The organism is Telluria sp. LT2P80 (assembly GCF_059685955.1).
On record NZ_JCASIO010000007.1, the window covers coordinates 89995 to 102313 of the forward strand.

Sequence of the window (12319 nt, forward strand, 5' to 3'; positions counted from 1 at the left end):
GTACCGGGACACTGCGCGCTAGAATGGAATCACACGGACAGCCCGTCCGCCGACTGCACAAGGAGACGCACGTGACGCATGAACTTACCGATCTTGCAAATCAGGTCAGCCAGACGCTTGGCGCCAAAAAAATGATGCTGGCCACGGCCGAATCCTGTACCGGCGGCGGCATCGCCCAGGCGCTCACCGACATTGCCGGCTCGAGCGACTGGTTCGATCGCGGCTTCGTCACCTATTCGAACACGGCCAAGAACGACATGCTCGATGTCTCCGACGCCGTCATCGCCCAGTTCGGCGCCGTCAGCGAAGAAGTGGCCGCAGCCATGGCCGCGGGCGCCGTCGCCAACAGCAGCGCGGACGTGGCGGTCTCGACCACCGGCATCGCCGGTCCGAGCGGCGGCGTGCCCGGCAAGCCGATTGGCACCGTGTGCTTCGGCTGGGCGCAGGGCGACCGCGTGCAGACCGAGCGCCTGGTGTTCCAGGGCGACCGCCAGGCCGTGCGCGCGCAGGCTGTGGCGCATGCGCTGCGCGGACTGCTGCGCTTTGTCGAATAGACGGGCAAAGGCGGCGCCGGCCCACGCCTTTCGCGCGTATCCGCGATAATAGCGTGTTGTGCGAGGCCAGTTCGACGGTGTCCTGCAGCCCCCCACCCTGCCGGCTGGCCAGGGCGTCGCCTGGCCGACGCCGGCGTCGTTGCCAATGAATTATCTGGAGAATGCTTGAATATTCCTACCCTGATGGTCCCGCTGATGCTGGCCGCTGCGCCGGCCTCCGGCCCGGCCCAGGCGCAGCCCCCCGCCCCTGCGTCGTCACCGGCAGCCGCGCCGGTGCCGTCGATCGCCTTTGACAAGCTGGTGCTGCCCAACGGGCTGCAAGTCATCCTGGTCGAAGACAAGCGCCTGCCGATTGTGGCCATGAACCTGTGGTACCACGTCGGCCCGGCCAACGAAGCACCCGGCCTGACGGGCTTTGCCCACCTGTTCGAGCACATGATGTTCGCGGCCACCGCGCACATCCCGCGCGGCATGGCCGACCGCCTGCTCGAAGGCGCCGGCGCGACCGACAGCAATGGCGGCACGGGGTACGACAGCACCAGCTATTACGATACCGTGCCGTCGAACCAGCTTGAACTGGCGCTGTGGGTACACGCCGACCGCATGGGCTACCTGCTCGACGTGCTCGACCAGCAGGCGCTGACCAACCAGCAGGACGTCGTGCGCAACGAGCGGCGCCAGACCGTCGAGGGCGAGCCGTACGGCATCGTCGAGGAAGCGCTGGCGCGCACGCTGTTTCCGCAGGGGCACCCGTACGCGGCCTCGATCATCGGTTCGCACGCCGACATCCAGAGCGCACGCCTGGAAGACGTGCGCGCCTTCTTCACCCAGTACTACGGTCCCAACAACGCCAGCCTGGTGATCGCCGGCGACATCGACAAGCAGAGCGTGCGCGAGCTGGTCACGCGCTACTTCGGCGGCCTGCGGCGCGGGCCGGACGTGGTGCGCCCGCATGTGGTCACGCCGCCGATCACGGCCGAACGCCGCGTCGTCGTGCGCGACCGCGTCGAACTGCCGCGCGTGTTCATGGGCTGGCTCACGCCGCCGGCCTATCAACCGGGCGACGCCGAACTGATGGTGGCGGCCACGATCCTGGGCGGCGGCAAGTCGAGCCGCCTGTACAAGTCACTTGTCTACGAACGCCAGATCGCGCAGGACGTCTCGGCCTCGCAAGGCTCACTGGGCCTGGCCTCGACCTTCGTCATCGACGTGACGGCGCGCGCCGGCCACACGCCGCAAGAGATCGAAGCGGCGATCGACGCCGAACTGGCCCTGTTGCGCACCGAAGGCCCGACGGCGCGCGAGGTCGAACGCGCGCGCAACAGCCTGGAAACGTCGCTGCTGGCGTCGCTCGAAAAGCTGGGCGGCGATGGCCTGGCCGAGCAGCTCAATCACTACAACCTGTACACGGGCGACCCGGGCTACCTGAACAAGGACCTGGCGCGCCTGCGCCGCATCGACGCCGCCGCCGTCCAGCGCGCAGTGCAGACCTGGCTGCCGCAGCAGGCGCGCGCCGTCGTCACGGGCGTGCCGGGCAAGCCGAAGGTGGACGATCCGCGCGCCGGCAAGCCTGCCCGCGCCGCTGCCGTGCCAAAGCCGGTAGCCCCGGTCAACGTGGCCGAAGCGTGGCGCGCGACGCCGCCAACAGCCGGCCCGGCGCCGCGCTTCAGGCAGCCACGTGGCGAGACCTTCACGCTGGCCAATGGCCTGACCGTCATCCACTACCGCAATCCGGCGCTGCCGCTCGTGTCGAGCCAGCTCGTGGTGCGCAGCGGCGGCGCCGCCAATCCATCCGACCTGCCCGGCCTGGCCGGTTTTACCGCCCAGATGCTGGAAGAAGGCACGGCCACGCGCAGCGCGCCGGCCATTGCCGACGACATCGCCCAGCTGGGCGCGTTCATGGACACGGGCAGCAGCGACGACGTCTCCACTGTTTCGCTGCTGGCCCTGACGTCCACCTTTGCGCGCGCGCTGGAAATCGTCGCCGACATCGTCCAGCGCCCCGCGTTCCCGGCCGCCGAGATCGAACGCCAGCGCCAGGACCGCCTTGGTGCGCTCACGCAGCAGCGCGACGACCCGGAAACCGTCGCCGCGCTGGCGGCGGCGGGCGCACTGTTCGGCGCCGGCCATCCGAAAGGCTATGGCCAGCTTGGCCTGGAGCCGGCCATCCGGCGTACGACGCGCGACGACATCGTCGGCTTCTGGCGCCGCCATTACGTGCCGTCGAACGCGGCGCTGGTGGTCACGGGCGACATCACGCGCGCCGAACTGGAAGCGCTGGCGCAGGCGCAGTTCGGCGGCTGGCCGGCGTTTGATGCCCCAGCGGCTGCAGTTGGCCCGGCCAAGCCGACCGCTGCGCGCCTGGTCGTCATCGACCAGCCGGACGCCGGCCAGACGGCGCTGCAGGTGGCGACGATGGGCCCGGCGCGCGACACGCCCGACTTCCCGGCACTGCAAATCATGAACGGGGTGCTGGGCGGGATGTTCTCGAGCCGGCTCAACAACAATCTGCGCGAGACGCGCGGGCTGACGTATGGCATCCATTCGCACTTCGACTACGACCGCCAGCCGGCGCCGTTTTCGGTGGAAGCCAGCGTGCAGCAGGATGCGACCGGTGAAGCGGTGCGCGAAATCCTGCGCGAAGTCGCGCTGCTGCGCGAGCAGCCGATCTCCAGCGACGAATTGACAGCGGCGCGCAATGCGCAGCTGTTGTCGCTGCCGGGGCAGTTCGAGACTAATGCCGACATCGGCGCGAGCCTGACGGAGTTGTTCGTCTATGGTTTGCCGGCGGATTACTACGACAGCCTGGCCATACATCTGGCGGGGGTTGGCGTCGACGATGTGCAGGCGGTCGCGCGCCGCTGGCTCGATCCGGACCGGATGATCGTGGTGGCGGTGGGCGAACGGCGCAAGATCCTGCCGCAGTTGCAGAAGCTGGGGCTGGGGCAGCCGGAAATTCGCGACGACGATGGGCAGGTGAGCGACAAGCCACGCCACTGAACCGGTAACCCACTACGCCGTGCTTGCCCGGCGCAGCTTGTTGCCCTAACATGTGAACACCTATTCACATGTTAGAGTTGCATGCACGAACACACCCACACGCACCCGGCTGCCCAGCCGATCGCCCCGCCGCCCGAGGAAGCGATCGGCCAATTGGCCGACCTGTTCCACCTGCTGGGTGATGCAACGCGCCTGCGCATCGTGCTGGCCTGCCTGACGCAGCCGACCGCCGTGGGCGACATCGCCAATACGCTGTCGCTGTCGAGTTCGCTGGTCAGCCACCACCTGCGCCTGCTGCGCGCGGCCCGCATCGTCAAGGCCGAGCGCCAGGGCAAGCAAGTCTTTTACGCAGCTGCTGACGCCCACATCAGCAGCCTGCTTTCCACCATGTTCGAGCACATCGCCGAACCCGCCACCGGAATGGACGCATGAGCCAACATCACGATCACGACCATGATCACAAGCACGAGCACAAGCACAAGCACGACGATCACAAGCACGACGATCACGGTCATGGCTTTGGCCACCATCACCACCACATGCCCTCTCCCGAAGGCAACGGCCGCGCTTTCGCGCTGGCGATCGGGCTCAACATGGCCTTTGTCATCATCGAATTCGCCTACGGCTTCATCGCGCACTCGACGGCACTGATGGCCGACGCCGGTCACAACCTGTCCGACGTGCTGGGCCTGGTGCTGGCCTGGGGCGCGGCGGTGCTGGCCAAAAGCGTGCCCACCGGCCGCTACACCTACGGCCTGCGCGGCTCGTCGATCCTGGCGGCAATGGGCAACGGCCTGCTGCTGATGGTCGCCTGCGGCGCCATCGCCTGGGAAGCGGTGCAGCGCTTCGCCGAACCGGCGCCCGTAGCCGGGGCCACGGTGTCGATCGTTGCCGCCATCGGCGTGCTGATCAACGGCTTCTCGGCCTGGCTGTTCCTGGCTGGCAGCAAGGGCGATCTGAACATCCGCGGCGCCTACCTGCACATGGCGGCCGATGCGGCGCTGTCGCTGGGCGTGGCGATCTCGGGCCTGATCATCATGTTCTGGGGCTGGACCTGGATCGACCCGGCGGTGAGCCTGGTGATCGTGGTGGTCATCGTGCTGGGCACGTGGTCGCTGCTGCGCGAATCGGTGCAGCTGTCGATGGCGGCCGTGCCGCCTGGCGTCGATGCCGACAAGGTGCGCGGCTTCCTGCTCGCGCAGCCCGGCGTGGCGGATCTGCACGACCTGCACATCTGGGCGCTGAGCACGACCGAGACGGCGCTGACGGCGCACGTCGTGATGCCCGCCGGGTATCCGGGCGATGCCGCGATCGATGCGATGGTGGACGGGTTAAGCGCGCAGTTCGCGATTCATCACTGCACGCTGCAGGTCGAGGAAGGCACGACCCATCATCACTGCACGCTGCACGGGCACGCGCGCTGAAGGACTGGCGCGGCCCGAAAGCGGGCCGCGCTGTTAAAGCATTACTTCACGTTGAGGAGTTCAACGTCGAAGATCAGATCCGAATCCGGCGGAATCATCCCGCCGCCCGCGCCACGCTTGCCGTAGGCCAGCGCGCTCGGGATGATCAGGGTGCGCTTGCCGCCGACCTTCATGCCGGCCACGCCCTGCTCCCAGCCCTTGATCACGCGACCTGCGCCCAGCTGGAATTCCAGCGGATCGCGGCCGTTGTCGAGCGACGAATCGAACTTGCGACCGCGCTGCTGCTTGGCCAGCGGTTTGTGGAACCAGCCCGTGTAGTTGACGACGACATTGCTGCCCAGCGACGCTTCCTTGCCGGTGCCAACCACGCGATCGACGATCTCGACCTGCGGCGCCTGGGTTTCGGCGGCAACCGGTGGCGTGACAGGGGCCGGCGCGGTGGCCGGCTGCTGCGCTTCCGGCGGCGGCTGGGTCGCGGGCTTGCTGGCGTCCTGTGCGCCTTCCTGGGCATGGGCGCTGCCTGCCACCAGGAGCAGGGCGATGACTGCGGATCGACGAATCATGTGTGCTCTTCCATCAAAAGGTCGCAACCGGGCGGTTGCATCGGGACCTATGATAGCAAGGCAGCCTCAGCTTGCACAGTTTGCCCGTCAGCGGCATTGGCAGCCGCTGCAGCCTGGGCATTGGCCGCCTCGGCCAGCCGGCGCAGCACCTGCCCCGCTGTCACCATGCCGAAGGTGGCGGTCACCACCATGCACGAACCGAATCCGGCGCAGTTCAGGCCCGTGATGCCGTTGTCGTCGATCTCGCAGGCGTCGCCTGTCTCTGGATACCGCAGCGGCTCCATCGAAAACACGGCGTCGATGTGGTACTTCTGCTTTTCACCGCGCGAAAAACCGTATTGCGCGCGCAGCAGCTTGCGCACTTTTTTCAGCAACGGTTCCTGCTCGGTGCGGGCCAGGTCGCGGATCTCGACCTTGGTCGGATCGATCTGGCCACCGGCGCCGCCCACGACCACGAGCGGCATCTTGTTGGCGCTGCACCAGGCGATCAGCGCGGCTTTCGGCTTGACGCTGTCAATGGCATCGACCACGTAGTCGAAGCCCTGATTGGCCACCAGCGTCTCGATGTTCTCCAGGTCGATGAAGTCCTCAACCAGGGTCACCTGGCAAAATGGATTGATCTCGGCGATGCGCTGGCGCAGCGCTTCGATCTTCGGCATGCCGATGGTCGATGACAGCGCCTGGATCTGGCGGTTGATGTTCGATTCGGCCACGTTGTCGAGGTCGATCAGGGTCAGGTGGCCGATCGCGCTGCGCGCCAGCGCCTCGACCACCCACGAACCGACGCCGCCGACGCCGATCACGCAAACGTGCGCCGCGCGGAAACGTTCCAGCGCAGGCTCACCATACAGGCGCCCGATGCCGCCGAAGCGGCGCGCAAAGTCGACATCCTCCGTGGGCGCTGCCGCCGCCCCTTGCTCAAGTAATTGATTCATCCCGATATTGTAGCGGACAGGTGTTTCGCGACTACACTAGAATAATCGTTCGTCAACCAAATAACCTGCGTGTCTCCCACAGAACAATGACCTCTCTCCTGCCCGACACCGCCCCCGATTTCTCCCAGCCAATCGCCGTGCTCAAGCATTGCCATGGCCGCATCCGCAAACAACTGTCCACCCTCGAAAAGCTGCTGCCGCACCTGGCCGAACATGGCGTCGACAAGCAGGCACGCGACGCCGCCGGCGCCGTGCTGCGCTACTTCGACAAGGCGGCGCACCTGCACCACGACGACGAAGAGCAGGACCTGATCCCGATGCTGCGCGCCACAGCGCAGGGCGACGACGCCGCCACGCTGCAGGCGCTGGCCCCGACGATCGTGCAGGACCACAACGACATGGACGCCCTGTGGCAAGACCTGCACGAGCAACTGACCGCGATCGAAGCCGGCACCGGCACCATGCTCTCCAGCACGGCCGTCGAGCGCTTCGTCGCCCGCTACACGGCGCACATGGAACGCGAGGAAAGCACGCTGGCGCCGATGGCAATGCGCCTGTTCTCGCCCGAGCAGATGGCGCAGCTGGGCCAGGCGATGCAGCGCCGCCGCGGCCTGCTGGCGCCCGAGGCGTTTGACCAGCCGGTGGCATCGGCCACAGAATCGGCCACAACAGCGGCCACCGCATCGGCCACAACAGCGGCCAAGACAGCCGGCGTCGGCCAGGCAGTGGCCGACCTGCGCCAGGATTACGGCCAGGCCAGCCTGAACGAAGACGATGTGCTGGACGACCCGATCGCGCAGTTCACGGCCTGGTTCGAGCAGGCACTGGCCGCGCAAGTGAATGAGCCGAATGCGATGACGCTGGCAACTGTCGGCCCGGGCAACCGGCCGAGCTCGCGCATCGTGCTGATCAAGCAATTCGATCCGCGCGGTTTTACCTGGTACACCAATTACGACAGCCAGAAGGCGCAGGAACTGCGCGGCAACAACCAGGCCGCCCTGCTGTTCTTCTGGAGCGAGCTCGAGCGCCAGATCCGCATCGAAGGCCGCGTCGAGATGACGTCAAGCGAAGAAAGCGACCATTATTTCCGCAGCCGGCCGCTCAAGAGCCGGGTGGCGGCCATCGCTTCGCAGCAGAGCAGCCCGATTGCCAGTCGCGCCGCGCTGGAAGCGAATTACGACGCCGTGGCGCAGGCCGCCGGTGACGATCCGGCGCGCCCGGACAACTGGGGCGGCTTCCGCCTGGTGCCGGAACGCATCGAGTTCTGGCAAGGTCGGCGCTCGCGCTTTCATGACCGGATCGTCTACCAGCGCCAGCCGGACGGCAGCTGGACGCGTAGCCGCCTGCAACCGTAATCGTTATGCCTTGAGGCGGTCGCTGAAGGTCGCGCGGAACTTGCCGACTTTCGGCGCTACCACGAACGCGCAATACCCCTGCAACGGGTGTTGCGCGAAGTAATTCTGGTGGTAATCCTCGGCCTTGTACCAGGTTTCCTGCGGCAATACCTGCGTGACCAGCGGCGCATCCCACACCATGGCCATCTCGGCCATCACGGTGCGCGCGACGGCTTCCTGCGCCGGCGACGTGGTGAAGATCACCGACCGGTATTGCGTGCCGACATCGTTACCCTGACGATTGAGCGTGGTTGGATCGTGGATCGTGAAGAAAATCTCGAGAATGTCGTGGTAGCTGATCACCGACGGATCGAATTCCAGGCGCACGACTTCGGCGTGGCCGGTGGTGCCGTTGCAGACGGCCTCGTAGGTGGGTTGGTCGGCATGGCCACCCATATAGCCTGACTCCACGCGCGTGACGCCGCGTGCTTCGAGAAACACCGCCTCGAGGCACCAGAAGCAGCCGCCCCCGAGGATGGCAACGTCGCCCGTTGTTTGCTCACTCATGATGAACCTTGTTTCGTAAAATTTCGATAAGCTTAATGTAGCGCAAAGCTCGGTTGCCCGCTGTATTGACCCGCTGCCGATGCTGCTAGAGAGCAAGGCGCGGCAAGCTTGCGCAGGACGGTGGCATAATGAGCGTCACAGTTCCAGGAACACCATGAATACACTTTCTGCCCGCGCGACCACGCGCGGCTTCGATACCACGCATTTCCGCCAGGCGCTGTCGCAGTTTGCGACCGGCGTTACCGTCATTACCACGCGCCTGGCCGACGGCACCTTCCGCGGCCTGACGGCCAGCTCGTTCAACTCGGTCTCGCTCGACCCGCCGCTGGTGCTGTGGAGCCTGGGCGCCGGGGCCAACAGCATGCCGATCTTCAGCGGCAACTCGCACTACGTGATCAATGTGCTGTCCGCCGGCCAGGAAGACCTGGCGATGCGCTTTGCGCGCCGCGGCGAAAACCCGTTCGAGGGTGTCGACTACGAACTGTCGCGCACCGGCCTGCCGATCCTCAAGGGCGTGTCGGCCTGGTTCGAATGCCACAACCGCAGCCGCTACCCAGAGGGTGATCACGTCATCTTTGTCGGTGAGGTCGAAGAATGCCAGTTGCAACCACAGCCGGCGCTGATCTTCCACGGCGGCAAGTTCGGCAGCACCGCCAGTCAAAAATGAAAATGCCTGTCGCAGTTTGAAAAGATCGGGCTGCGGCACGTTTCTATAATGGTCAGGTAACTTCTAACCAGAATTCAGAGACAGGATTTCCGATGACCCGTACCGACTCGCCCAAGAAAGCCGCTTTCCATTGGGATGACCCACTGCTGCTGAACAGCCAGCTGACCGATGAAGAGCGCATGGTGCGCGACGCCACCGCCGCCTATTGCCAGGACAAGCTGCGCCCGCGCGTGCTCGAGGCGTTCCGTCACGAGTCGATGGATGTCTCGATCTTCCGCGAGATGGGCGAGCTGGGTCTGCTCGGCCCGACCATTCCCGAAGAATACGGCGGCCCGGCAATGGGGTATGTTGCCTACGGCCTGATCGCACGCGAAGTCGAGCGTGTCGATTCCGGCTACCGCTCAATGATGAGCGTGCAGTCGTCGCTCGTCATGGTGCCGATCTTCGAATTCGGCAATGAAGCCACCAAACAGAAATACCTGCCGAAACTGGCCACCGGCGAATGGATCGGCTGCTTCGGCCTGACCGAGCCGAACCACGGCTCCGATCCCGGCTCGATGATTTCGCGCGCCCGCAAGGTCGAGGGCGGCTACAGCTTGAGTGGCGCCAAGATGTGGATCACCAATTCGCCCGTGGCCGATGTGTTCGTCGTCTGGGCGAAGGACGATGAAGGCGCGATCCGCGGCTTCGTGCTCGAAAAAGGCTGGAAAGGCTTGTCGGCCCCGGCGATCCACGGCAAGTTCGGCCTGCGCGCCTCTGTTACCGGCGAAATCGTCATGGACAACGTGTTCTGCCCGGAAGAAAACGCGTTCCCCGACGTGCGCGGCCTGAAAGGCCCGTTCACCTGCCTGAACTCGGCCCGCTACGGCATCGCCTGGGGCGCGCTGGGCGCGGCCGAGGACTGCTGGCACACGGCGCGCCAGTACACGATGGATCGTCAGCAGTTCGGCAAGCCGCTGGCGGCAAACCAGCTGGTGCAAAAGAAGCTGGCCGACATGCAGACCGAAATCACGCTTGGCCTGCAGGGCTGCCTGCGCCTGGGCCGCATGAAGGACGAAGGCACGGCGGCACCGGAGATCACCTCGATCATGAAGCGCAACTCGTGCGGCAAGTCACTCGACATCGCCCGCATGGCGCGCGACATGCTGGGCGGTAACGGCATCTCGGACGAGTTCGGCATCATCCGTCACATGGTCAACCTCGAGGTGGTCAACACCTACGAGGGCACGCACGACATCCACGCGCTGATCCTCGGCCGTGCGCAGACCGGCATCGCCGCGTTCTGATCAGGTAGTCCCCCACGGCGCGGCCATCGCCGCGCCGTTCAAGAACCATCCGCAATCTGCTCCTGCAACAGCGCCAGCATCGCCTGCGCCGCTGGCGTCAGCGCGCCTTCGCTGCGCCGGACTACGCCGATCGAACGCCGGATCACGGGATCGACCAGCTCGCGCCGCACCAGCCCGGCGCTGGCAATCACATCGGCTGCCAGGCTCGGCAAGGCCGCCACACCCAGCTCTTCAACCACCATGGCGCCGATCGTGGCCAGGTGGTCGACTTCAAACGCCGGATAAAAATTGATCCCCGCCTGCAGCGCGGCGGCGTCCACGTATTGCCGCACGCTGGTGTGGCGCGACATCGAAATATGCGGATACGGCAGCGTCTCGGGCAGGCGGATCGGGCGGCTGTCGCGGCCCAGCGGATGCCCAGCGGCCGCCAGCAGCACGAAATCGTCCGTCGTCAACGGGATGTATTCCAGATCCTGGTAGGCCGGATTGGCGGCGGTGATGGCGAAGTCGACGCGTCCCTGGCGCACCAGCTCGAATGCCGGTTCCGACAGCGTGTCGGCCAGCGACAGCGCAATGTCAGGATGGCGTTGGTGAAAGACACGGAACAGGCGTGGCACGAGCCGCGCCGCCAGCGAGGGCATCGCGGCCAATGCCACCCGGCCCCGGTGCAACGCCGTCACGTCGCGTACCGCTGCGGCCGAGCGCTCGATATCGGCCAGCAATTGCCGGGCGTGCAGGACCAGCACTTCACCGGCGGCACTCAGGGCGACCGAGCGCGTGGTGCGCGAGAACAGGCGACTCCCGAAGCCCTCCTCCAGACGACTGATCAGTGTCGAGAGCGCCGACTGCGACAGGCAGACCTGCTGCGCCGCCTTGCTGAAGCTGAGCGTGTCGGCCAAGGCGAGAAACGCACGCAACTCACGTGCGGATAGATTTATTTCCATAATCGATAAGTTTATAGAAAAAATGCGTTTCTCAGATAATTTGATGAAGCGCAAACTAAGTTCATTCTCTTTTCGAAAATGATCATGGAAAACTTGATGCTTCCCAAGCCTGCGCACGCGCTGGCCCTCGTCGCAGGTGGCGGCACGATGGGCGCCGACGTAGCGATCGTGCTGGCACGCGCCGGCTGCCGCGCGATCGTGCTCGAACCTGGCGCCACGCGCCGCGCCGCGCTCGACACCTATTTTGGCGACACGCTGCGCAAGCTCGGGCTGGAACACAAGCGCGAGCGCATCACGACCTGCGCCAGCCTCGATGAACTCGACTGGCAGGCCATCGACCTGGTCATCGAATGCATTCCAGAGAAGCTGGCGCTCAAGCAGGCACTGTTTGCCGAACTGGTCCAGCGCGCGCGCCCCGATACTCTGCTGTGCAGCAATAGCTCGAGCTTTCCCATTTCGGCCATCGGCGAACACCTGGAAACAACCGGGCGGATGCTGGGCCTGCACTTCTTCATGCCGGCGCATCTGGTGCCGCTGGTCGAGGTCGTGCTCGGCGCGAACTCATCAAGCGAGCTGGCGGAGGCGTTGATGACCTTCATGCGTGCCTGCGGCATGGTGCCGGTGCTGGTCCGCAAGGACCTGCCCGGCTTCCTGGCCAACCGCCTGCAGCATGCCCTGGCGCGCGAAGCGTTTGCGCTGATCGATGCCGGCATTGCCACGGCCGAGGATGTCGACGCTGCGGTGCGCTTCGGCTTCGGCTTCCGCTTTCTTGCGGCCGGCCCCGTGCTGCAGCGCGACCATGCCGGCATTGACGTGCACTGCCCGGCCGCCGCCACCATGTACCCGTCGCTGGCGGCCAATACCATGCCAGCCCGGGTGCTGGCGCAGCGCTATGACGCCGGCCATTACGGGATGAAAACGGGCGAAGGCTTTTATCGCTGGACGCCGGACACCATTGCCGCCGAGCGCGCACGTTACGATGGCCTGTTGATGGCCGGGTTGCGCCTGCTTGCGCCTGAACTGCCAAAGATCGAGGACCAATGAT

The 12319-nt window shown here is 65.7% G+C and carries 12 protein-coding genes; 8 read left to right on the top strand and 4 right to left on the bottom strand.

The window, feature by feature from the left end; all coding sequences use genetic code 11:
• Nucleotides 1–71 precede the first annotated feature (71 nt).
• The 4 genes from AC56LW_RS17825 to AC56LW_RS17840 all read left to right on the top strand — a co-directional run bounded on the left by AC56LW_RS17825 (nt 72) and on the right by AC56LW_RS17840 (nt 4978).
• Entirely contained in the window at nt 72–554 is a 483-nt protein-coding gene (locus AC56LW_RS17825; RefSeq protein WP_499636499.1) for a CinA family protein, read from the top strand.
• A gap of 165 nt (nt 555–719) precedes the next feature.
• Nucleotides 720–3554 carry a M16 family metallopeptidase gene (locus AC56LW_RS17830; RefSeq protein ID WP_499636501.1) on the top strand — a complete coding sequence of 945 codons (2835 nt, stop codon included), beginning with the start codon at nt 720–722 and terminating at the stop codon, nt 3552–3554.
• A gap of 81 nt (nt 3555–3635) precedes the next feature.
• The gene (locus AC56LW_RS17835; RefSeq protein ID WP_332532821.1) at nt 3636–3986 is read left to right on the top strand and encodes an ArsR/SmtB family transcription factor; all 351 of its coding nucleotides are present in this window, start codon (nt 3636–3638) and stop codon (nt 3984–3986) included.
• The gene (locus AC56LW_RS17840; protein WP_499636503.1) at nt 3983–4978 is read left to right on the top strand and encodes a cation diffusion facilitator family transporter; all 996 of its coding nucleotides are present in this window, start codon (nt 3983–3985) and stop codon (nt 4976–4978) included. Before AC56LW_RS17835 ends, AC56LW_RS17840 begins: the two co-directional genes overlap by 4 nt.
• Before the next feature lie 41 nt (nt 4979–5019).
• On the opposite strand, the gene AC56LW_RS17845 is transcribed toward AC56LW_RS17840, so the two are convergent.
• Nucleotides 5020–5541: an FKBP-type peptidyl-prolyl cis-trans isomerase gene (locus AC56LW_RS17845; RefSeq protein ID WP_499636505.1), complete on the bottom strand. Its 522-nt coding sequence runs from the start codon at nt 5539–5541 to the stop codon at nt 5020–5022.
• Between the two features lie 47 nt (nt 5542–5588).
• Entirely contained in the window at nt 5589–6476 is an 888-nt protein-coding gene (gene tcdA / locus AC56LW_RS17850) for a tRNA cyclic N6-threonylcarbamoyladenosine(37) synthase TcdA (protein ID WP_499636507.1), read from the bottom strand.
• An 86-nt stretch (nt 6477–6562) separates the two neighbouring features.
• Between tcdA and pdxH the strand changes: the two genes are divergently transcribed.
• Complete coding sequence (pdxH, locus tag AC56LW_RS17855) at nt 6563–7831, top strand: pyridoxamine 5'-phosphate oxidase (protein WP_499636509.1); 1269 nt, start codon at nt 6563–6565, stop codon at nt 7829–7831.
• Between the two features lie 3 nt (nt 7832–7834).
• Here the strand turns inward: pdxH and msrA are convergent, their stop codons facing one another.
• Complete coding sequence (msrA, locus tag AC56LW_RS17860) at nt 7835–8377, bottom strand: peptide-methionine (S)-S-oxide reductase MsrA (RefSeq protein WP_332532816.1); 543 nt, start codon at nt 8375–8377, stop codon at nt 7835–7837.
• 154 nt (nt 8378–8531) lie between these two features.
• On the opposite strand from msrA, the gene AC56LW_RS17865 reads away from it, so the two are divergent.
• Both AC56LW_RS17865 and AC56LW_RS17870 read left to right on the top strand, forming a co-directional pair.
• Nucleotides 8532–9044, top strand: coding sequence for a flavin reductase family protein (locus AC56LW_RS17865; protein ID WP_258835791.1), 513 nt, complete (start codon nt 8532–8534; stop codon nt 9042–9044).
• A 92-nt stretch (nt 9045–9136) separates the two neighbouring features.
• Nucleotides 9137–10330, top strand: a complete 1194-nt coding sequence (locus tag AC56LW_RS17870; RefSeq protein WP_332532815.1) for an acyl-CoA dehydrogenase — start codon at nt 9137–9139, stop codon at nt 10328–10330.
• 38 nt (nt 10331–10368) lie between these two features.
• Here the strand turns inward: AC56LW_RS17870 and AC56LW_RS17875 are convergent, their stop codons facing one another.
• Nucleotides 10369–11247 carry a LysR family transcriptional regulator gene (locus AC56LW_RS17875; protein ID WP_332532814.1) on the bottom strand — a complete coding sequence of 293 codons (879 nt, stop codon included), beginning with the start codon at nt 11245–11247 and terminating at the stop codon, nt 10369–10371.
• A 123-nt stretch (nt 11248–11370) separates the two neighbouring features.
• Here AC56LW_RS17875 and AC56LW_RS17880 point away from each other — a divergent pair, with 123 nt between their 5' ends.
• Nucleotides 11371–12318, top strand: coding sequence for a 3-hydroxyacyl-CoA dehydrogenase family protein (locus tag AC56LW_RS17880; protein ID WP_499636511.1), 948 nt, complete (start codon nt 11371–11373; stop codon nt 12316–12318).
• The last annotated feature ends 1 nt before the right edge of the window (nt 12319 follow it).